The organism is Thermomonospora echinospora (assembly GCF_900108175.1).
In the GTDB taxonomy this organism is placed as follows: Bacteria; Actinomycetota; Actinomycetes; order Streptosporangiales; family Streptosporangiaceae; genus Thermomonospora; species Thermomonospora echinospora.
In genome coordinates, this window is the sequence record NZ_FNVO01000036.1 from 16820 (window position 1) to 38188 (window position 21369).

Sequence of the window (21369 nt, forward strand, 5' to 3'; positions counted from 1 at the left end):
GGGCGATGCCCGAGCCTTCCGCTCCTGGCGCGGGGCCGCACCGTTATCCCCGTACCCGTTCAAAGATCGCGGCGATGCCCTGGCCGCCGCCGATGCACAGCGTCTCCAGCCCGTAGCGGACCTCCCGCCGCTCCATCTCGTGCAGCAGCGTCGCCACGATCCGCGCTCCGGTGGCCCCGACCGGGTGGCCGAGCGATATGCCCGAGCCGTTGACGTTGAGCCGCTCGAAGTCGCCGGGCGCCAGACCCCACTCCCTCGTCACCGCCAGCGCCTGGGCCGCGAACGCCTCGTTCAGCTCGATGAGGTCCATGTCGGCCAGCGTCAGGCCGGCGGCCTCCAGGGCCCTTCGCGTCGCCGGCACCGGCCCGATGCCCATGAGATGGGGCGGGACCCCGGCGATCGCGGTGGATACCACGCGCGCCAGCGGCCGCAGCCCGTGCTCGGCGGCGAACTCGGGCGTCGTCACCAGGCAGGCGGCGGCGCCGTCGTTCTGGCCGCTGGCGTTGCCCGCCGTGACCGTCGCCTCGGCGTCCTGCCGGCCCATCACCGGACGGAGCGCGGCGAGCCCTTCGAGGGAGATGTCGCGGCGCGGGTGCTCGTCGGTGTCGACGACCACGTCACCCTTCCTCGTGCTCACCTTCACCGGGACGATCTCTTCGGTGAACGCCCCGCGGTCCTGGGCGTCCAGCGCGCGCCGGTGCGACCGGTAGGCCAGCTCGTCCTGCTCCTCGCGGCCGATCTTGTATTCGCGGCGCAGGTTCTCGGCCGTTTCGAGCATGCCGCCCGGCACGGGGTAGGACCTGCCGCCGGCCGTCGTCCGTCCGCGCGTCAGGGTGTCGGTCAGCGTGATGTCCCCCGCTCGCGAACCCCAGCGCGCGGTCAGGGAGTAGTGCGGTGCCTGCGACATGTTCTCCGCGCCCCCCGCGATGATCGCCTGGGCCGCGCCGGAGCGCACCATCGCGGCCGCGTACACCACGGCCTGCAGACCGGACCCGCAGCGCCGGTCGATCTGCACGCCGGGAACGGTGGTCGGCAGGCCGGCGTCGAGGGCGATGACCCGTCCGATCGCGGGCGCCTCGGCGGTGCCGTAACAGTGGCCGAACACGACGTCGTCGACGAGCGCGCCGTCCAGACCGCTGCGTTCCATCAGCGCCTGGACCACCGTCACGCCCAGCTCCTGGACGGGGACCGTCCTCAGGGCACCGCCGAACCGGCCGATCGGGGTCCGTACCGGCCGGCAGATCACAGCCTCGTTCATCTGACTCCTTGAAGCGTGGAGACCCCCGCCTTCAGGCAGGGGAGGAAACGCGGCACCATGCCGCAGGGAACATGTGTTCGATTCTTAACCGTGGGACCGATAGGATCCGAGGCGTGGCGCAGCTCGTGAAGCGGTGTGGCTCGGGCGGCGTTCACACCGCGCCGGCTCGGCGGAGTTCGTCCTGCGCCTCGGGGGTGAAGCCCAGGTCCGTGAGGATCGCGGTGGTGTGCTCGCCGAGGCCGGGGACGTTCTCCAGCGGCGTGCGCCACGCGGGGGTGATGACGGGCGGGAGCAGCGAGGCCAGCGGACCCACCGGCGACCCGACCTCCTGCCAGCGGTCGCGTGCGGTCAGCTGCGGATGGTCGACGACCTCGGTGACCCGGTGGAACTCGGCGTTGCCGATGCCGGCCGCGTCGGCGCGCGCGCAGATCTCGGCGAGGTCCAGTGTCGCGGTCCAAGCGGCGACGGCCTCGTCCAGCCTGGCGCGCTGCCCGCACCGCTGCGGCGTGGTGGCCAGGGACGGGTCGTCCGCCAGGTCGGGACGTTCGATGAGGTCGCGGGCCAGGCGCTGCCATTCGGCGTCGTTGGTCGTCCCGAGGACGACGGTGCGCCCGTCCTTGGTGGGATAGGCGTTGTATGGGGCCACGATGGGCGAGGACATGCCGATCGGCGGTCGCTCCCGGCCGGTGTAGCGGGCGTACAGGAGGGCGAAGCCGAGGAGGTCGGCCGCCGTGTCGAACATGCTCACCTGGAGGGCGGCGCCGGTGCCGGTGCGGGCGCGCCCGAGCAGCGCGGCCATGATGCCCGCCGCCGCCTGCATCGCGGTGCCGATGTCGGCGATGGGGATGCCGGGCTTGGCGGGGGCGTCCGCCTGTCCGGTGGCGGCGCAGGACCCGCTCTCGGCCTGGACGAGCAGGTCGTAGGCGCGGCGATGGTCGAGCGGCCCGCCCGTGCCATAGCCGGAGATGTCGACCGCCACCATCGACGGGTACCGCTCGGTCAGCGTCGCCGCGTCCAGCCCGAGGCGGCGGGCCGAACCGGGCGCGAGGTTCTGCACGACGACGTCGGCGCGCCGCAGCAGCCGATCGAGGACGGGGCGGGCCTCGGGCCGCTTGCAGTCCAGTGCCAGCGACCGCTTGTTGCGGTTGAGCCAGACGAAGTAGGTCGCCATGCCGTCGGCGGCGTCGTCGAACCAGCGGGTGAGGTCCCCGGAGCGTGGGTGCTCCACCTTGATGACCTCGGCGCCGAGATCGGCCAGCATCCGCGTGCAGTAGGGCGCCGAGACCGCCTGTTCGAAGCTCACCACGACGGTGCCGGTGAGGGGCGCTTCTGGGGTGGCGGCCGGGTCCTGGCCGCCGGACCGGTCGGGCATGGGGTCCTCCGGGCTGCGTGCTGCGGGGTACCGACGGACATTAGTATAACTCGACGTCAATATCGATCTGCTTCCACCTAGCTTAGGTGTGGACCTCCGGAGGATTGACCGGCGGGTCCAGTCGTTATAATTTCGACGTCTATGTCAAGTTGTTCGAGTGGATCCGTCGCGACGGGCACCGCGCACCTGCTCGCCACCCGGGCCGGCGGCGTGCTGACCCTCACGCTCAACCGGCCTGAGGTCCGCAACGCGTTCTCTCGGGAGATGCTCGAAGCCCTGGCCGCGATGCTGGACTTCGCCGCGGGGGCGCGGGACATCCGAGTCGTGGTGCTCGCCGGGGCGGGCGGCACCTTCTGCGCCGGCGGTGACCTCACCAGGCTCGCGGCGGGGGAGAGCATCTTCGGCCCGGCGGACGCCCCGGCCGTGCGGCTGGCGGCTCAGAAAGCGCTCCAGCGCGCGACGGTCGTCCGGCTTCGCGAGCTGGACAAGCCGTCCATCGCGCTGATCGAAGGGGCGGCCGTCGGCGCCGGTCTCGGCCTCGCCCTCGCCTGCGACCTGCGCTACGCGGGCGCGTCCGCGATGCTGCGCACGGGGTTCGGCAGGCTCGGGCTGGCGGGCGACTTCGGCTGCACCTGGTCGCTGAACCGGCTGGTCGGCGCCTCCCGGGCACTGGAACTGCTGTACCTCTCACCGCCGCTGACCGCCGCCCGCGCCCAGGAACTCGGCCTGGTGACCGAGACCGTGCCCGACGAGCGGCTCGGCACGCACGTCTCCGAGCTCGCCGAGCGCCTGACCGCCGTCCCCCCGGACGCGGTGAAGGCCATGAAGCGGCATGTGGCCCGCGCCCACGACCACGACCTCGCATCCTGCGCGGACGCCGAAGCCGAGTGGCACGTCCGGCTCCTGGAGTCCGGCGCCCACCGGGCGGCCGTCCGCGCGATCACCCGCGGCCGCGTCCGTGCCGCGGGCACCCTCGCCACCCCCGAGAACTCAGGAGCCAAGCAATCATGACGAACCTGGACGGCCGCGTTGCCCTGGTGACGGGCGCGGCCCGCGGCATCGGAGCGGAGATCGCCCGTACCTACGCCCGCGCTGGAGCCCGGGTCGGCGTCCTCGACCTCACGGAGGACCTGACCCGGCAGACCGTGGCCGCGATCGCGGACGCGGGTGGGCAGGCCATCGGCCTCGGCGCCGACGTCGCCGACGCCGGGCAGGTCGAGCAGGCGGTGCAGCGGCTCGTCCAGGAGTTCGGCGGGCTCGACATCGTCGTCAACAACGCCGGCGTCACCCGGGACAACCTGCTGTTCAAGATGACCGAGGACGACTGGGACACCGTGATGAACGTCCATATGCGCGGCGTGTTCCTGGTCACCCGGGCCGCGCAGCGGATCATGGTCGAGCGGCGGTACGGGCGGGTCATCAACATCTCCTCGACCTCGGCCCTGGGCAATCGCGGCCAGGCGAACTACTCGGCGGCCAAGGCCGGCATCCAGGGCTTCACCCGGACGACCGCCATCGAACTCGGGCCGTTCGGCATCACCGTCAACTCGATCGGCCCCGGCTATGTCGACACGGAGATGACCCGGGCGACGGCCGAGCGCCTCGGCGTCCCGGTGGACCGACGCCTGGCCGAGGTCGCGGCCACGCTGCCGATGCGGCGCGTCGGGAGGCCCGCCGACATCGCCAACGCCGCTCTGTTCCTGGCCGCGGACGAGTCGGGATTCGTGACAGGCCAGGTGCTGTACGTCGACGGCGGACGCTCGGTGCGCTGACCCCGGAAGACCGATCGAGGAGCTTGCGATGACCCAGAACCCTGCACCGGACGCCAACACCGCCGCCGATGAGACGCTGACCGACGAGGAACTGCGCGCGGCCGTCCGGGAGCTGGCCGAGCGGTTCGACGACGCCTACTGGGCCGAGGTCGACCAGGAGACCAGGTTCCCCTGGGAGTTCTACAACGCGTTCGCCGAGGCCGGCTGGCTCGGCATCGCGATCCCGCGCGAGTACGGCGGCGCGGGCATGGGCATCTCGGCGGCCGCGTCGATGATGTACGAGATCGCCGCGTCGGGGGCGGGCATGAACGGCTGCAGCCCGTTCCATCTGACGATCTTCGGCCTCAACCTGGTGGCGCGGCACGGCGGCGACCGCCTGTGCCGTGAGCTGCTCCCCGCCGCCGCCACCGGTGACCTGCACGTCTGCTTCGCCATCACCGAACCCGACGCCGGCTCGGACACCAGCCGCATCCGCACCTTCGCCCGCCGGGACGGCTCCGACTACGTGATCAACGGCCGGAAGGTCTGGATCACCAAGGCGGCGCAGTCGCAGAAGGCGGTGCTGCTGGCGCGCACCGGCGAGCCCCGCGAGGGCGGGCGGCCGACGGACGGGTTGTCGATGTTCGTGGTCGATCTGACCGGTGGCGAGGTCGAGATGCGGGCGATCCCGAAGATGGGCCGCAACGCCGTCTCCTCCTACGAGTTGTTCATGGACGACTTCCGCGTCCCCGGATCGGCCCTGGTCGGGGAGGAAGGGCGCGGGTTCACCTACCTTCTGGACGGCATCAACCCCGAGCGGATCCTGCTCGCGCACGAGTCGCTGGGCATCGGACGTGCGGCGCTGCGCCGGGCGGTCCGGTACGCGGGGGAGCGGGTGGTGTTCGGCCGTCCGATCGGCCAGAACCAGGGGATCGCCTTCCCGCTCGCCGAGGCGTCGATGCGCCTGGACGCGGCGGAACTGGCCGCGCGGCACGCCGCCGCCCGTTACGACAGCGGGGAACCGTGCGGCAAGGAGGCGAACACGGCGAAGTACCTGTGCGCCGATGCCGCCTTCGCCGCGGCTGACGCCGCCGTCCAGACGCACGGCGGATTCGGATACGCACGCGAGTACCACGTCGAGCGTTACTTCCGGGAATCCCGCCTGATGCGCATCGCGCCGGTCAGTCAGGAGATGGTGCTGAACTACATCAGCGAGCACGTCCTCGGCCTGCCGAAGTCGTACTGAACAGGACGGGGAGACGTATGCGCATCGCTGTTCATTCGGGCGTCACCATGCGCGGAAGGGTAGAGGGCGTCGTCGGTGAAGTGCGCAAGGTCGCCGAGTACGGCCTTGCCGGCTACTGGGCGCCGATGCTCACCGGCCATGACACGCTCACCACGTTCGCCATCGCCGGACGCGAGGTGCCGGGGGTCGAGCTGGGAACGGCCGTCGTGCCGATGCCCCTGCGCCCGCCCTTCGCTCTCGCGCAGCAGGTGGCGACCGTCCAGGAGGTCCTCGGCGGACGGCTGGCTCTCGGCATCGGCCCGTCCCATGAGGCCCTGGTCAGAGACGCCTTTGGGCTGGAGTGGACGCCGCCCATCGCGGCCACGCGCCGCTACGTGGAGCAGTTGCAGGCCGTCATGACCGGCCGGGACGGACGTGGGGTCGCCATCGGCGGCGATCCGACGCCGATCCTGCTGGGAGCGGTCAACCCGGCGATGGCGCGGCTGGCCGCACAGGTCGCCGCCGGCGTCGTCACCTGGGCCGCGGGGCCGCGCACCATCACCGAGGTGATCCGTCCCGCCCTGCGCGACCGCCCGGCCGAGGAGCCGTTCCGGATCGTGGCCGCCCTGCCGGTGTGCGTGACCGACGACGTCGCGAGCGCCCGCGAGCACATCCACCGCCGGCTCGGGGCCAACGACCGGTTCCCCTCCTATCAGAAGGTGCTGCGCCGGGAGGGCGTGGACGGTGTGGCCCGGCTGGCGATCGTGGGTTCGCCGGACGAGGTCGCCCGGCGTCTGGACGCGTTCGCCGACAGCGGTGTCACGGACTTCGCCGCGCACCCGCTGGCCGAGAATGATGTCGATGCAGAACGCACGTGGGAGTTCCTGGCCGCCCGTGCGGCGGCACGCTGAGTAGCAGGTCCAGGCGGTTTTTCCGCATTGACGTGTCCTGGACCACACCTATATTGTGACGTCGAAGTCAATTTTCGTCCCGCAGCTCGGGGAGGGCGAGGCCATGCCTGCGCCCTCCCGGCGGAGAAGGGAGCGACGGCGTGAGCGTTGTCGCCCAGGCTGTCGTGGGCACCATCGTGACCGGGTCCGTCTACGGCCTGGTCGGAGTCGGATTCGCGCTGCTGTTCCGTGCCTCGAAGGTCCTGAGCTTCGCGCAGGGCGGCTTCATGCTGCTCGGCGCGTTCGTCTTCTACTCGCTGGTGACCGGCGGGCGGCCGTTCCTGCCCGCGGTGCTCGTCACCATGATCACCGTGGCCGCCTTCAGCGCGGTGGTCTATGTGCTGATCTTCGCCCGGGTCGCCGCCCGGGAGGCGTTCGCCACCTCGGTCGCCACGATCGGGCTGGCCGGCGTCCTGCAGGCGGCCGTGGGGATCAGGTACGGGACCGCGCCGCTCAGCCTGCCCGACGTGGTATCAACCCGCGCGTTCCGGATCCTGGGAGCGGTGGTGCAGGTCGCCGACATCGTGGCGGTCGTGATGGCCGTGACCGTCGTGGCGGCCCTGGTGCTGATCCTGCGCCACTCCCAGATCGGTCTGCGCATGAACGCGGTGGCCGACAACGCCACGCTGGCGGTGCACCTCGGCATCAGCTCGGCCCGGATCGCCACCGTGGCCTGGGCGCTGGCCGGGGGGACGGCCGCGCTGGCCGGCATCGCCTTCAGCCTGCGGTCCGCGGTCGACCCGGTCGGGGTCGCCAACATCGGGCTGCTGGCGTTCCCGGCCATCATCCTCGGCGGCCTCGGCTCGGTCGGCGGCGCGCTCGCCGGCGGGCTGCTGCTCGCCGGCATCCAGAACGCGGTGCGGATCGGCATCGGAGCCGGCTGGGTCGACTTCGTCTCCTTCGCCCTCATGCTCGGGTTCCTGTTCTTTCGCCCGTCCGGGCTGTTCGGCAAGGCGGAGGTCGTACGGCTGTGACCACCGATGCCATCAAGGACCGGACAGGCGCGGGAGTGCTGGGCCGCACGCTCGGCCGGATGCTCGGGCGGCAGGGCAGCGGGACCCAGTTCGTGATGGGCGCCGGGCTGCTGGCCGCCGCGCTGTGGGCGCTCAACGGCGGCCCCTTCCTCAACCTCGTGGGCCAGTCCTGCGCCGTCTACGCCGTCGCGGCGATCGGGCAGTCCGTGCTCATCGGCAGCGCCGGTCAGATCGCACTCAGCGGCGCCGCCTTCATGGCCATCGGCGCCTTCGTCACCGGAAGCCTCGCCGGCACGCCGCTGGAGACCTTCCCCTTCCCGCTGCTGATCTGCGCGGTGGTGGGCTGGCTGGTCGGTCTGCTGTCCGGGCTGCCCGGCCTGCGGTTCCGCGGGCTGTACCTGCTGCTGTCAAGCCTCGCGCTGCAGTTCATGGTGACGGCGGTGACCAAGAACTACCAGTCGGCCCGCCACCCGGCCGGGCTGGAGGTGCCGCCCCTGCACATCGGCCCGCTGGACGTCTCCACCGGTCAGTCGTTCTACATCGTGCTGATCACTCTCCTGGCGACCGTGTACCTCGTCGTCGCGCTCGTCGAGCGGACGGGGGTGGGCCTGGCGTGGCGGGCGATCCGCGAGAGCGAGGAGGCGGCCGCGGTCAGCGGCGTCGACGCCGTCCGCTGGAAGCTGTACGCCTTCGCCATGAGCGGGGCGATCACCGCGGTCGCCGGCTGCCTGATGGCCTACCTCGTCGGGCGGGCGGACTACGAGACCTACAACCTCAACCTGTCGATCGCACTGATCACGATGATCTACATCGGCGGCATCCGCTCCCGGCTGGGCGCCCTGACGGGGGCGGTCATCATCACCGCGCTGCCGTACATCCTGCAACTGCGGCTGCCGGGATGGCTGGCCGGGCTCGGGATCGACGCGAACTGGTACACCGAGAACCAGAGCATCGCGAACGCCGGCCTGTTCAACCTGCTCTTCCTGCTCGTCGTGCTCTTCGAGCCCGAGGGCGTCCAGGGGCTGCTCGGCAAGGCGGAGCGGCTGCTGCGGCGCACCCTCAGTGGACGACGCACCGGACGAACGACGGAGTCGCCGGCATGACGGACTCAACGCCCACGGATCCGGTGTTCACCGGATCGGTGTTCACGGTGCGGGACCTCACGGTGACCTACGACGGTGGCCCACCGGCGGTGTCCGGCTACCACGTCGACTTGGCCCCCGGAACGCTCACGGTCATCCTCGGCCGCAACGGCGCCGGGAAGACCAGTACGCTGCGCGGCATCACCGGCTTCCTCGCGCACGAGTCGGGCTCTTCGAAGGGGCGGATCTCGATCCGCGGCCAAGTGGTCAAGCGCCCCAACCCACTGCGGCTGTCCAAGCTCGGTGTAGGCCTGGTGGCCGACCAGCACAAGGTCTTCGTCAACATGTGCGTCCAGGACCAGCTGCGTCTGGTGGCGTCCCGCAAGCAGGACCTGGAAGAGATGTACGACTTCTTCCCACGGCTGCGCGAACGCCGTACCGTTCGCGCGGGGCTGCTCAGCGGGGGCGAACGGCAGATGCTCGCCACCGCGCTGGTGCTGCTGCGCAAACCGAGCGTCCTGCTGGTCGACGAGCTGTCGCTGGGACTGGCGCCCGGCATGGTGCGCGAGCTGATGGGCCATCTGCGCCGCCTCGCCGACGAGCGCGGGCTCACCATCCTCGCCGCCGACCAGGCCGTGCACGCCTCGCTGCACGTCGCCGACCAAGTACAGGTCATGGACAGCGGGTCGCTGGTGGCGAGCGGTCCGCTCGACTCGCTGGACATCGACGCCGTCCTCGACACCTACCTGGGGCGACATGAACGCTGACAGCGAGGTCAAAACCGATGCCCGCCGGCTCCGGGTCGACGGGGTCGACGTCGACCTGGGCGGTGTGCGGATCCTGCGGGGCGTCACCTTCGACGTGCGGCCGGGCGAGGTGTTCGGCATCGTCGGCCCCAATGGCGCGGGCAAGACGACCATCCTCAACGTCATCGACGGCATCGTCCGGCCCAGTGCCGGCACCGTCCGGTACGGGGACGTCGACCTGTGCCGCGTGCGCCCGCACGACATGCGCAAGCACGGGATCGGGCGCAGCCTCCAGTCGACCCACTACTTCCGTGACCTCACGGCGTTGCAGCTCGTCGCGCTCGGAGAGCTGCCGAACTCCATCGTGGGCGCGCTGCGTTTCGCAGGCCACCGCAAGCGGCGCAAGGCGCAGGCGGAAGCGCGCGACAAGGGCATGGAGGCGCTCAGACAGTTCGGCTTGGAGCAGTATGCGAACCGGCCCCTGAGCGAGCTGTCGAGCGCCGTGCAGAAGCTGGTGGACATCGCCCGCGCCGTGGTGACGGGCGGTGAACTTCTCCTGCTGGACGAGCCGACCTCCGGGGTGAGCGGCCACGAGCGCGGCGGGATCGGTGAAGCACTGCGCCGGCTCCGGACGCTGGGCCGCACCATCGTGCTGATCGACCACGATCCGGGTTTCGTGACCGGCAACTGCGACCGCCTGATGGCCATGAACTTCGGCGAGGTCCTGGACGTGGGACTGCCGGACGAGGTGATGAGCAGCGAGGCCGTCAAGCGCTCCTACCTCGGTGAGTCGGCGAATACCGACGTCGGAATCGAGAGAGATCTATGACAGGCGGCGGGCGGACCGGCCGGCGGCCGCAGGCTGGCCGGATCGGGCCCAAGCCCGGCGAGCCGTGCGTCATCCCGGTGGGCCTGGGAAGGGCTGCGGTCACGCCGCCGGAGAGACCTTGACGCCGCTCGTCCCCGCTTTTATTTTGTGACATCAAAGTCAAAAACTAGATGTCCCTCATGGGGCATCCCCGGCGCCCCTCCCACCCCGTACTCATGACAAGGATGTTGCGATGTCCCGTCCACACAGAGCCACGCTCAAGGCCCTCGCCCTGGCAGGTGCGGGCGCCCTCGTTCTCGCCGCGTGCGGCGGCGGATCGGACGCCGCCTCGGGCGGCGAGTACAACTGGGGCATCAACGCCGAGCTGTCCGGGGCCACCTCGGCCTACGGCAAGACGCTCCAGCAGGGCATCCAGGCCTACGTCGACGAGGTGAACGCCGCGGGCGGCATCAACGGCCACAAGATCAAGCTGACCGCACTGGACAACGGGGGTGAGCAGTCCCGGGCCGCGGCCAACACCACCCAGCTGGCCACGGCCCACCGGGTGAACGTCATCTTCGGGAACGTGCTGAGCTCGAACTGCTCGGCCGCGCAGCCGGTCGCCGTGCGCAACAAGGTGCCGCTGGCCTGCATCTCGGCGGCGGAACACAACCCCTACGTGTTCAACATCGGGCCCGACAACGCGCGCGCGGCGACACCGCTGTTCGAGGCGGCCAAGAAGGTGACCGGCAAGAGCGACCCGAAGACCGCCTTCGTCTACCTGAACACTCTCACCGACCTCGCGCTCGCCAAGGACGTGCAGGCCAAGGCCGCAGGTGCCGGCATCCAGCTGGCGACCGCCCAGGAGATCGACCTGATGTCGACCGACTACTCCAGCCAGACGGCGAAGGTGGTCGCGGCCAAGCCCGACGTCGTCCTGATCTCCCACACCGGGCCGGGCCTGCTGAGTGTGCTCAAGGGGGTGCGCGCCGCCGGCATCCAGGCGCCCTTCGTCTGGCTGGACGGGACCGCGAACCTCACCTCGCTCGCCTCGTCCACCGACGAGAACGTGTACGCGATGACCGTGTACTCGCTGGTCCAGCCGGACGCGACGGAAGAGGGCGCCAAGGCCTACATCAACGCGGTCAAGTCCAAGATCAAGGACTCCTCGACCCTGATGGGGCTCAACGACGGCGAGGCGGTCATGGGCTACCTGAGCGCGAAGGCGTACGGCGAGGCGATGAAGGCCTGCGGGTACCCGTGTTCCGGCGAGCAGCTCAAGCAGCAGCTGGAGAAGCTGCAGACCTCGATCCCCGGCATCGTCGACGCGTTCGGCTACACCGCCGACGACCACTACCCGTTCAAGAACTGGTACCTCTACAACGTGGTCGGCTCCAAGGCCACGTTGACGCAGACCCTGGCCGCGGGCTCGTCCTCCTGAACCCGCCCCCATGAGGCCCGACCCGGCCCGTGCGCCCGCCCCGGGCGCACGGGCCGGGTCGGTTCAGCGGTAGTCGCCGCCGGCCAGGTAGCGTTCGAGCCGCGGGGCGCTCGCGGCTCGCGACACCAATTCGATTCTGGCGTCAGAATTGGGTAGGGTGTGGTAGCAGCCGCCCGCACGCCGCCCCTCGCCGTCGAGGATGGCCGCCTCCCACGCACAGCCGCGCCCCTCCAGGGCCGCCGATTCCCCGGCCACGTCCTCGCTCCACATGCCCAGATGGTGGAGGCCGGTCTTCTCCCACACGCTGTCGTCGACCCGCACCAGCAACTCGATGTAGGGCGGCCCTTCCAGGGACAACACGAACGTCTGGTGGAACGTCCGGGGTCCGGAGGGGGTGGCGAACTCGGCGGGGAAGCGCTGCACGCGCCCCCACGTCACTCCGGTGGCCTCGCTGAACTCCTCCATCGCCGGCTCCAGGGCCGCCACGACGATACCGACGTGGTAGATCCGCGGAATGCTCATACGCCCGCTCCCAACTATTGACGTTGACGTCGAAACCTACTTTGATGTTAGTCGTCAGCGCCGGTGGGCGGAAGCCGCCCGCCCCCCTCCCGACCACTGAAGGCGATACGGTGACCCGAAGCTCTGCTCTCGAAGGCTGGGGCATCCGGACGGTTCCCGCCGGGCTCGCTCAGCGCTACCGCGACGAAGGCTGGTGGACCGAGGACTCCCTCGGCGCGATGGTGGCCGACGGTCTCGGCCGCGCCCCCCACCTGCCCTTCCACGTCCGCTCCAAGGCGCGCCCCTACACCGGGACCCTCGCCGAGGTGGACCGGGCGGCGCGTTCGCTGGCCTGGGCCCTGCGGGTCCGGGACATCGGCCCCGGCTCGGTCGTCATGCTCCAGCTGCCGAACTGGGTCGAGGCGGCCGTCACGTTCTGGGCCGCCACCTACGTCGGCGCGGTCGTCGTCCCGGTGGTGCACTTCTACGGCCCCAAGGAGGTCGGCTACATCCTGGACGACACCCGTCCCGCGGTGATCGTCACGCCCGACCGGTTCGGCCGCACCGACCACCTCCAGCAGTACGAGCAGCTGCTGGCGGGGCGGGACGAGGAGCCGCTGTGGCTGGTGGTGAGCGACCGCCCGGAGCGGGAACTGCCCCGGGCCGCCACGCCCTTCCACCGGATGCTGGACGCCGACCCGCTCACCGGGCCCGAGGCCGTCGACCCCACGGCCCCGGCGATCGTGGGCTTCACGTCCGGGACGACGCTCAACCCCAAGGGCGTGGTGCACAGCCACCAGACGATCGGCTGGGAGGCGCGCCAGGCCGATCACTTCTACGGCAAGGGCGGCCCACCGCAGCTCGTGGGCACCCCGGTCGGCCACTTCATGGGGATGATCAACGCGTTCCTGCTGCCGCTGCTGCGGTCCGAGCCGGTGCAGCTGATCGACGTCTGGGACCCGGCCGAGGTGCTACGGGCGATGAGCGAGCGCGGCCTCGGCATCGCCGGCGGTCCGCCCTACTTCCTGACCAGCCTGCTCGACCACCCTGACTTCACCCCCGAGCACCTGGCCCAGATCCCGTACATGGGGCTGGGCGGCGCGACGGTACCGGAGGCCTTCACCGAGCGGGCGACCAAGGAGGGCATCGCGGTGTACCGGTCGTACGGGAGCACCGAGCACCCGTCGATCACGGCGAGCCTGCTGGACGACGCGGCGGACAAGCGTCTGCGCACCGACGGCCGGGCGCTGCCGGGCGCCGAGTTCCGCCTGGACGGCAACGGCGAGATCCTCTCGCGCGGCGCCGACTGCTGCATCGGCTACACCGATCCCGCGCTGACCGCCCGGGCGTTCGACGCCGACGGCTGGTACCGCACCGGCGACATGGGCGAGGTGGACGGCGACGGCTACCTCACCATCACCGACCGCGTGGCCGACGTCATCATCCGGGGCGGCGAGAACATCAGCGCCCAGGAGGTCGAGTCGCTGTTGCTGAGGATGGAGCAGGTCGCCGAGGTCAGCGTGGTGGCCGAGCCCGACCCGCGGCTGGGCGAGCACGCCACCGCGGTGATCCGCCCGCACGAGGCGGCCGGGCCGGTCTCGCTGGAGGACGTGCGCGCCCATCTCGCCGCGGCCGGGCTCGCCCGGCAGAAGTGGCCGGAGTCGGTGCACCTGGTCGAAGACTTCCCGCGCACGGCGACCGGCAAGATCCAGAAGTTCCGCCTGCGCCAGCAGGTGCGTGACGGCTCGCTGCGGGAGACCCGGTGACACGTGCCGGTCGATGCGTTCCGCGCACCCGTGCAGTGCGCGGTGGACGCCCTCCGAGAAGGGAGAGGTTTTGGAACCGTCGGGTTACGTCGACCGGCCGGACTACCGCGTGGACGTGCGCCGCAAGCGCAACCTCATCCGCGTGACCCACGAGGGCGTGGTGCTGGCGGAGACCACCGCCGCCCTCGTGGTCGACGAGCAGGACCACGGACTCGTCCTCTACATACCGCGGGCGGACGTGCGAACCGAGCACCTCGCGCCCTCCGACCAGACGTCGCGGTGCCCTTACAAGGGACGGGCGAAGTACTGGCGGCTGCGGGACGGCGATGACCCCATCGCCTGGGAGTACCCGCAGCCGTACACCGAGGTCGCGATCCTGCGCGACCACATCGCCTTCTACCAGGACCGGACCCTGGTGCAGATCGGCACCGCCGACCCGGTCGTCTCCACCCCACCCCGCCCCTGACATAGGGAGATTCCCATGCGCCGAGCCCTCAGCCTCGCCGCCCTCACTGCCCTGGCGGCGGCCACCGTCACCGCCTGCTCCGGCTCCGGTTCGGAGAGCGAGTACGGCAAGGACCTCACCGGTGAGCCCATCAACCTGTCGGTGATCGCCTCCGGTCCCGGCCCCATCTACCAGCCCGAGCTGCTGAAGGCAGCCCAGGCGACGGCCAACGCGATCAACGACGCCGGCGGCGTGAAGCCGGGCGGCGGCGGCGCGGCCCGGCCGATCAAGCTGATCCACTGCGAGGCCTCCACCGTCACCGACCCGAACGCCGCCACCAAGTGCGCCCGTGAGGCCATCGACAAGAAGGTGATCGCCGGGGTCGGCAAGTACGTCTCCTCCGACGCGGTCGTCCAGGCCTTCCACGGAGCGAAGATCCCGCTGGTCGGCACGCAGGTGCAGACCGGGCAGGACTTCACCAGCCCCGCCTCCTTCCCGATCCAGGGCGGCTCGCCGATGCTGTCGGCGGCCACCGGCGTCGCGCTGCAGCAGGCGGGGGCCAAGACGGTGGCGGTCGTGACCGGTGACAGCCCGTCCGGGCGGCTGGTGCCCCAGTACGTCAAGGCCCTGCTCGCCGATCCCGGCGACCTCAAGGGCGCCCACTACCTGCCCTTCGACGTCTCGGCCGACCTGACCTCGCACTTCAGCCAGATCGCCGGGGCCCGCCCCGACGGGGTCGCGCTGCTGGCCTCCACCGACGTCACCACCAAGACGATCGTCGGGCTGCGGCAGGCCGGCTACCGCGGCAAGATCGCGGTCGTGGCGACCGCGGTGTCGGAGGCGTCCCTGGCCAAGATGGGCGACGCGAGCGAGGGCACTGTCGTCGTCAGCGACTACGACGCGGCGACCAACACGGCCAACCCGAAGATCAAGCAGTTCGTGGACGAGATGGACAAGTACGGCGACGGCAAGATCGAGGGCACCGAGTTCGCGCTGAACGTGTGGGCCGCGATCCACCTGGTGGCCGACAGGCTCAACGGGGCGACCGACATCAGCGGCCCGGCCCTGATGAAGTCGCTGGAGGGGAGCAAGGTCTCCATCGGCATCGCCCCCGACTTCACCTACGGCTCACCGAACTTCCTCAAGCTCCCGCGGCTCCCGCGCGCCACCGTCCAGTTCCAGACGGTGCAGGGCGGCAAGATCATGGCGCCCGAGGGCGGCACGTTCACCGATCTCAACCAGTTCGCCAAGAAGTGACCGGACCCGGTCGGGAGCCTCGCCCATGAACGACCTGCTCACCTTCCTCATCCTGGGGCTGTCGGTGGGGGCGGTCTACGCCCTCACCGCCCAGGGCCTGGTGCTGATCTACCGCGGCAGCGGGGTGGTCAACTTCGCGCAGGGCGCCTACAGCATGATCGGCGCCTTCCTGTTCTACCGCGTCGCCCCCGACCTGGGGCTGCCACAGGCCGCCGCGTGGCCGCTCGCCCTGGGCGTCCCCGCGCTGCTCGGCGCCGCCACGCACCTGCTGCTGATGAAGCACCTGCGCCGGGCGTCGGCGCTGGTGCGGCTGGTGGCGACCCTGGGCGTGTTCGCGCTGCTGGTCGGGATCGGCTACCAGCTGTGGGGGCGCGGGCAGGACCTGGTCGTCTCCCCGCTTCCGCACGGCACCCACCACGTGTTCGGCGCGGAGGCGGGGATCGGCGAGGACCGGTTCTGGGTCATCGGCATTGCGGCCGTGCTCACCCTCGGCCTGGTCGCGCTGTTCCGCTGGACGCCGTTCGGCCGCACCACCGAGGCGATCGCGGAGAACCCGGTCGCCGCGGCCGCCCTCGGCACATCACCGGACAAGGTCGCCACCGCCAACTGGGTGCTCGGCGCCGTTCTGGCCTCGCTGGCCGGCATCCTGGTCGCGCCGATCCTGTTCCTCAGCGTCGAGGCGCTCGCCCTGATCGTGCTGCGCTCGCTGGCGGCGGCGCTGGTCGGCCGGTTCGTCTCGTTCTGGCGGACACTGGCGGCGGCGCTGGTCATCGGCGTGGTCGAGACGCTGCTGGGACGCTACATCGTGGACGAGGGGCCGCTGGCACCGCTGGTCTCCGACGACCGGCTGCTGCTGGGCGCCTTCACCGCCCAGTCGGTGTCGCACTCGGCCGCGTTCCTCATGATCGTCGTCGTGCTCTTCGTCGCGGGCCGCAACCTGCCCGTCCGGGGCGAGTTGTTGGACCGGTTGCCGGTGCTGGGCTCCGGCCGGATCCGGCTCCCGGGCCTGCTCGCCGCGGTGGCGGTGACGGTCGTGGTGATCTCGGTCGTGCCCGCCGCCTGGGCGGCCTCGATCCAGGTCAGCCTGGCCGCCGCGATCATCTGCCTGTCGCTGGTGGTGGTCACCGGCTTCACCGGGCAGATCTCGCTGGCGCAGATGGGTCTGGCCGGAACCGGCGCGTGGATCGCCGGCAAGCTGATCCAGACGCAGTCGTGGCCGTTCGTCCCGGCTCTGATCGCCGCCGTGGTCATCACCACCGTGGTCGGGGTCGTGATCGCGGTGCCTGCGCTGCGCACCCGGGGCGTGAACCTGGCCCTGCTGACCTTCGGCCTGTCGGTCGTGCTGTCCCAGCTGATCCTGCAGAACCCCGCCCTCACCGGCGGGCTGGAGGGCATCGACATCGGCAAGCTGAACCTGTTCGGCTGGGAGCTGGACGGCTTCGACCATCCGCGCCGGCTGGCCTTCGTCACGCTCGCCGTCGTCGTCGTCGTGTGCGTCGCGGTGGCCAACGTCCGGCGCAGCGGCACCGGGCTGCGGCTGATCGCGCTGCGCAGCAACGAGCGGGCGGCCGCGGCGCTCGGCCTCAACAGCGCGGTGATCAAGGTCTACGCGTTCGGGCTCGGTGCCGCGCTGGCCGCGCTCGGCGGCGTGTTCCTGGCGTTCCGGCAGCAGAACCTGGTGCTGACCGAGTTCTCCCCGTTCTCGTCCGTGCAACTGGTGGTGTACACCGTGATCGGCGGGATCGGCTACGTGATCGGCGCGCTGGGCGGCGGCTCCTTCGCCCCCGGCGGCGTGGGCGGGCAGATCCTGCACTCCTTCGGGCTCGGCACCAACGCCCTGGAGATCGTCTCGGGCGCCATGCTCCTGATGATCATCCTGGCCAACCCCAGCGGGATGGCCTTCGAGCAGGTCAGAGCCGTCACGGCGGTCCGCGAGCGGATCACCTCCGGTAAGCGCCGCGAATCCGCGTCCGCCGCCGCGCCCGTCCCGGCCGACGCCGGGGACGTACCAAGGGCGGAGCGGCCGGCGAGCGCGCGCACGCTGGAGGTCAGCGGGCTGAACGTCCGTTTCGGACGTGTCCAGGCCGTCGACGACGTGAGCCTGCGCGTGGGCCCCGGTGAGGTGGTGGCGCTGATCGGACCCAACGGCGCCGGGAAGACCACGGTGATCGACGCGCTGACCGGCTTCGTGAGCGCGGAGCGCGGAGGGCGGATCCGGCTCGGCGACCAGGCTCTGGAGGACTGGAGCGCCGCGCGCAGGGCCCAGGCCGGGCTGGTGCGCTCCTTCCAGTCCCTGGAACTGTTCGAGGACCTGACGGTATTGGAGAACCTGCTGGTCACCTCCCAGGTCCCGGCCCTGCGGTACGTCACCGACCTGGTCCGGCCGCGCAGGCCGCGGCTGACGGCCGCCGGGCAGGCCGCCGTCCAGGAGTTCGGGCTGGCCGACGACCTGGACCGCTTCCCCGGCGAGCTGCCGCACGGGCGGCGCCGGCTGCTGGCCATCGCCCGGGCCGTGGCGTCCGACCCGGCCGTACTGCTCCTGGACGAGCCCGCCGCCGGCCTCGGCGAGGAGGAGACGGCCGAGCTGGCCCGCCTGATCCGGCGGCTGGCCGACAATCTCGGCATCGCCGTCCTGGTCATCGAGCACGACATGTCGTTCGTACAGACCTGTGCCGACCGGATCGCCGTCCTGAACTTCGGACGGCTGATCGCAGACGGTGAGCCGGAGGAGGTCCTGCGCGATCCGGCCGTGGTGGAGGCCTACCTGGGAACCGACGCGCAGGCCGAGCCGGAGAGGGCGTGAGGTCCGTGCTGCTGACCGTCGAAGGGATGTCCGCCGGGTACTCCGGCGTGGACGTCGTCCGCGAACTCGACCTGACCATCGACAAGGGCGAGGTCGTGGCGCTGCTCGGCCCGAACGGCGCGGGCAAGACCACGACGCTGTTGGCGCTGGCCGGGGTGCTGACGCCGACGTCCGGGAAGGTCCGCTACCGGGACGCCCCGCTGCGCGGCGCGCTGCACCGGCGGGCGCGGCGCGGCATCTCCTATATCAGCGAGCAGGGGTCGGTATTCAGCCGGCTGACGACGCTGGCCAACCTGCGGCTTGGGCCCGGCCCGGTCGAGGACGCGCTGGCGCTGTTCCCCGAACTGGAGCCGCTGCTGGGGCGCCGCGGCGGCCTGCTGTCGGGCGGCGAGCAGCGGATGCTGGCGCTGGCCCGGAGCCTGGCCGGAAAGCCGGACCTGCTGCTGGTGGACGAGCTGTCCCTGGGGCTGGCACCGTTGATCGTGACGCGGCTGCTGGAGCGGCTGCGCGCGGCCGCCGACGCCGGGACGGCGGTGCTGATCGTCGAGCAGCACGCCTCGCAGGTGCTGGCGGTCAGCGACCGCGGTTACGTGCTGCGGCGCGGCCGGCTGTCGACGTCGGGCACGGGCGCCGAACTGCTCGCTTCACCCGATGTCCTCCGGTCGGCGTACCTCGGAACGGGACCGGGCTGACCGACGCCCGGAACGGAGCGGAGGGCGATGGCCGGTCCGTTCTCGCCCGCGCGTCATCGTGGGGGAGTCCCTCACGATGACGCGCGGGCCGGCTTCTAGCGGGGGAGACCGAGGCCCCGGCGGGCGATGATGCCGCGCTGGATCTCGCTCGTCCCGCCGTAGATCGTCGTCCCCAGGGAGAAGCGGAGCGCGTGCTCGACCCGCCCTCCCTCGGGCGCGCCGGGCGACAGGTGGCCGCGCAGGGCATCCGGGCCGAGGAGGTCGAACAGGTCCTCGGCGGCTCGGGTCAGTGCCTCGGAGCTGAAGAGCTTGGCCATCGGTCCTTCCGCCACGGGGACGACGCCCTGCCCCGCCATCGCCGCGGCGCGCCGCTGGAGCAGCAGCGAGACCTCGGCCTCGGCGGCGCACCGGCCGAGGCGTTCCCGCACGTCCGGGTCGGTGATGCGGGGCCGGCCCGAGTTGCCGCGCGCCGTACGCGCCCATCCCTCCGCCGCCTCCAGCAGGCGCAGCATCGAGGCGCCGAAGCCGACCGAGTGCTCCTCCTGGAGCGCCTCGCCCAGGACGCGCCAGCCGCCGCCCACATCGCCGATCCGCCAGTCGTCGTGGACGCGCGCATCCCGGTAGTAGGTGATGTTCGTCCGTTCACCGGAGATGGTGCGCACGGCCTGCGCCTCGATTCCGGGCTGGTCGGCGGGGACGAGGAACACGGTCAGGCCCTCGTGCTTGGACGTGGTGCCGGTCCGTGCCAGGAGGAACACGTAGTCGCCGATGTGCGCGTTGGTCGTGAACATCTTGGAGCCGTTGATGACCCACTCGTCGCCGTCCCGCACCGCGCGGGTCCGGGCGGCGGCGAGGTCGGACCCGCACTCGGGTTCGGTGAAGCCCAGCACGATGAGGATCTCACCGCGCACGGCCCTGGGGATGATCTCCGCCCGCTGCCGGTCGTTCCCGCACCGCAGGATGGCGCGCGCGACCATGTGCGTCGTGCTGACCCCGTACGTGGGGGCTTCAGCCTTGCTCAGTTCTTCCTCGACGACGGACAGGCCGAGCGGGTCGCAGGGGCGTCCGCCCCACTCCTCGGGCCATCCCAGCGCGAGCAGTCCGGCCTCGTGCATCGCCCGGACGAATGCGTCGTCATGCGCGACACCAGTGCGGTGGCAACGCTCGGCCAACTCGTCGGTGAGATGTTCCTTGAGGAACGCCCTGACCTCCGCACGCAGCGCCTGGCCTCGTTCTCCTATGCCGAAGTCCACTGTTCCTCCATCGGTGCGGCCGTCCGGACGGCGCTGTAACGGTGGTCGGCCGCCCGGCGGTAGGCGGCGCGCGGTTCGAGGCAGACGGCGGCCCATGCGCGGGCGCGCCGGTAGTAGAGCTGGATGTCGTACTCGTCGGTGAAGCCGTAACCGCCGTGGAAATGCAGGCTGCGGTAGGTCGCCTCGCGCGCCGTCTCGGTCGCGAATGCGAAGGCCATGGCCGCCAACTCGGCGAAACGTCCGGGCTCTGTGCCGTGCGCCCACGCGGCCTCGTAGGTGAGCAGGCGGGCACCGTCGACCGCGGTGGCCGAGTCGGCGAGGGCGTGGCCGATGGACTGGAACGAGCCGATCGGAACGCCGAACGCCCGGCGCTGCTTGACGTAGCCGACGCCGATCTCGACCGCGCGGGCCGCGATGCCGACCTGGGCGGCGGCCGTGAGGAGGAGGAACTCGTCCAGTGCGGTCTCGTAGGCGGCCTCGGCGCCGGGCCCGTCCGCGAGCACCTCGGCGTCCGGGCCCAGGCGCAGGTCGGCGAGGGGCATCGCACCGAGGTTCTCGACCTGGCCGTGGTCGCCGCCGGATGGGACGAGCAGCAGCCGCCCCCCGTCCATCACGAGCACGTCATCGGCCACCGCGCCGGCCGGTACGAGCCGGGCCACGCCCTCGCGGCTCGGGTGCACGGCCATCGTCACGGTGCGCTCACCCGCCAGCGCCGCGGCGAGTGCGGAGGCGGCGCGCGGTGTCCGGAGGCGGGCCAGGAGCCGCGCGGCAACCTGGGCCTCCACGATCGGGACGGGGGCGAGGAAGCGTCCCTGGACCTCGGCGACGAGCGCGAGGTCGAGCGGTTCGGCGCCCCATCCGCCGTCCGCCTCGCCGACGGCCATGGCCACGATGCCGGCGGACCGCACCGTCTCCCACAGGGCGGGGTCGAAGCCGAGCGGCTCGGCCGCCCGCACCCGGGACGGTGGCGACGCGTCGCCGAACAGCGCGGTGAAGGACTCGACGAGCCGGCGTTGCTCGTCGCTGGGAGCCACGTCCATGGGGT

General features: G+C 71.4%; 19 protein-coding genes. 14 read left to right on the forward strand and 5 right to left on the reverse strand.

Features of this window, described 5'->3' with window-relative positions; genetic code table 11:
- Nucleotides 1–43: 43 nt before the first annotated feature.
- Complete coding sequence (locus C4U03_RS37400; RefSeq protein WP_103944536.1) at nucleotides 44–1258, reverse strand: acetyl-CoA C-acetyltransferase; 1215 nt, start codon at nucleotides 1256–1258, stop codon at nucleotides 44–46.
- Nucleotides 1259–1409: 151 nt separating this feature from the next.
- Nucleotides 1410–2630: a CaiB/BaiF CoA transferase family protein gene (locus C4U03_RS37405; protein ID WP_103944537.1), complete on the reverse strand. Its 1221-nt coding sequence runs from the start codon at nucleotides 2628–2630 to the stop codon at nucleotides 1410–1412.
- Between the two features lie 141 nt (nucleotides 2631–2771).
- Here C4U03_RS37405 and C4U03_RS37410 point away from each other — a divergent pair, with 141 nt between their 5' ends.
- The 9 genes from C4U03_RS37410 to C4U03_RS37450 all read left to right on the forward strand — a co-directional run bounded on the left by C4U03_RS37410 (nucleotide 2772) and on the right by C4U03_RS37450 (nucleotide 11607).
- Entirely contained in the window at nucleotides 2772–3641 is an 870-nt protein-coding gene (locus C4U03_RS37410) for an enoyl-CoA hydratase/isomerase family protein (protein ID WP_103944538.1), read from the forward strand.
- Nucleotides 3638–4402 carry a glucose 1-dehydrogenase gene (locus C4U03_RS37415; RefSeq protein ID WP_103944539.1) on the forward strand — a complete coding sequence of 255 codons (765 nt, stop codon included), beginning with the start codon at nucleotides 3638–3640 and terminating at the stop codon, nucleotides 4400–4402. The genes C4U03_RS37410 and C4U03_RS37415 overlap by 4 nt, the downstream gene beginning before the upstream one ends.
- Nucleotides 4403–4430: 28 nt before the next feature.
- On the forward strand, nucleotides 4431–5627 hold the full coding sequence (locus C4U03_RS37420) for an acyl-CoA dehydrogenase family protein (RefSeq protein WP_103944540.1): 1197 nt from the start codon (nucleotides 4431–4433) through the stop codon (nucleotides 5625–5627).
- Nucleotides 5628–5644: 17 nt separating this feature from the next.
- Nucleotides 5645–6517 (forward strand): LLM class flavin-dependent oxidoreductase, encoded by an 873-nt coding sequence (locus C4U03_RS37425; RefSeq protein ID WP_103944541.1) that lies wholly within the window; start codon nucleotides 5645–5647, stop codon nucleotides 6515–6517.
- A 140-nt stretch (nucleotides 6518–6657) separates the two neighbouring features.
- Entirely contained in the window at nucleotides 6658–7530 is an 873-nt protein-coding gene (locus tag C4U03_RS37430) for a branched-chain amino acid ABC transporter permease (protein WP_160147230.1), read from the forward strand.
- Nucleotides 7527–8633: a branched-chain amino acid ABC transporter permease gene (locus C4U03_RS37435; protein ID WP_103944543.1), complete on the forward strand. Its 1107-nt coding sequence runs from the start codon at nucleotides 7527–7529 to the stop codon at nucleotides 8631–8633. Before C4U03_RS37430 ends, C4U03_RS37435 begins: the two co-directional genes overlap by 4 nt.
- A complete protein-coding gene (locus C4U03_RS37440; RefSeq protein WP_160147231.1) occupies nucleotides 8630–9379 on the forward strand; it encodes an ABC transporter ATP-binding protein in 750 nt (249 codons plus the stop codon). Before C4U03_RS37435 ends, C4U03_RS37440 begins: the two co-directional genes overlap by 4 nt.
- The gene (locus C4U03_RS37445) at nucleotides 9369–10187 is read left to right on the forward strand and encodes an ABC transporter ATP-binding protein (protein ID WP_103944545.1); all 819 of its coding nucleotides are present in this window, start codon (nucleotides 9369–9371) and stop codon (nucleotides 10185–10187) included. Before C4U03_RS37440 ends, C4U03_RS37445 begins: the two co-directional genes overlap by 11 nt.
- A 232-nt stretch (nucleotides 10188–10419) precedes the next feature.
- Complete coding sequence (locus C4U03_RS37450; RefSeq protein WP_103944546.1) at nucleotides 10420–11607, forward strand: ABC transporter substrate-binding protein; 1188 nt, start codon at nucleotides 10420–10422, stop codon at nucleotides 11605–11607.
- A gap of 63 nt (nucleotides 11608–11670) precedes the next feature.
- Here C4U03_RS37450 and C4U03_RS37455 read toward each other — a convergent pair whose 3' ends face one another.
- The gene (locus C4U03_RS37455; RefSeq protein ID WP_103944547.1) at nucleotides 11671–12129 is read right to left on the reverse strand and encodes a VOC family protein; all 459 of its coding nucleotides are present in this window, start codon (nucleotides 12127–12129) and stop codon (nucleotides 11671–11673) included.
- Between the two features lie 110 nt (nucleotides 12130–12239).
- Here C4U03_RS37455 and C4U03_RS37460 point away from each other — a divergent pair, with 110 nt between their 5' ends.
- The 5 genes from C4U03_RS37460 to C4U03_RS37480 all read left to right on the forward strand — a co-directional run bounded on the left by C4U03_RS37460 (nucleotide 12240) and on the right by C4U03_RS37480 (nucleotide 19071).
- Nucleotides 12240–13874, forward strand: coding sequence for an AMP-binding protein (locus C4U03_RS37460; protein ID WP_200827732.1), 1635 nt, complete (start codon nucleotides 12240–12242; stop codon nucleotides 13872–13874).
- A gap of 70 nt (nucleotides 13875–13944) precedes the next feature.
- Complete coding sequence (locus C4U03_RS37465; protein ID WP_200827733.1) at nucleotides 13945–14340, forward strand: DUF427 domain-containing protein; 396 nt, start codon at nucleotides 13945–13947, stop codon at nucleotides 14338–14340.
- 15 nt (nucleotides 14341–14355) lie between these two features.
- The gene (locus C4U03_RS37470; protein ID WP_103944549.1) at nucleotides 14356–15576 is read left to right on the forward strand and encodes an ABC transporter substrate-binding protein; all 1221 of its coding nucleotides are present in this window, start codon (nucleotides 14356–14358) and stop codon (nucleotides 15574–15576) included.
- A 25-nt stretch (nucleotides 15577–15601) separates the two neighbouring features.
- Complete coding sequence (locus C4U03_RS37475) at nucleotides 15602–18379, forward strand: ABC transporter permease subunit (RefSeq protein ID WP_103944550.1); 2778 nt, start codon at nucleotides 15602–15604, stop codon at nucleotides 18377–18379.
- Nucleotides 18376–19071 (forward strand): ABC transporter ATP-binding protein, encoded by a 696-nt coding sequence (locus tag C4U03_RS37480; RefSeq protein ID WP_200827734.1) that lies wholly within the window; start codon nucleotides 18376–18378, stop codon nucleotides 19069–19071. Before C4U03_RS37475 ends, C4U03_RS37480 begins: the two co-directional genes overlap by 4 nt.
- A 95-nt stretch (nucleotides 19072–19166) precedes the next feature.
- Here the strand turns inward: C4U03_RS37480 and C4U03_RS37485 are convergent, their stop codons facing one another.
- The gene (locus C4U03_RS37485; RefSeq protein ID WP_200827735.1) at nucleotides 19167–20324 is read right to left on the reverse strand and encodes an acyl-CoA dehydrogenase family protein; all 1158 of its coding nucleotides are present in this window, start codon (nucleotides 20322–20324) and stop codon (nucleotides 19167–19169) included.
- Entirely contained in the window at nucleotides 20309–21364 is a 1056-nt protein-coding gene (locus C4U03_RS37490) for an acyl-CoA dehydrogenase family protein (protein WP_103944552.1), read from the reverse strand. The genes C4U03_RS37485 and C4U03_RS37490 overlap by 16 nt, the downstream gene beginning before the upstream one ends.
- Nucleotides 21365–21369: the final 5 nt, after the last annotated feature.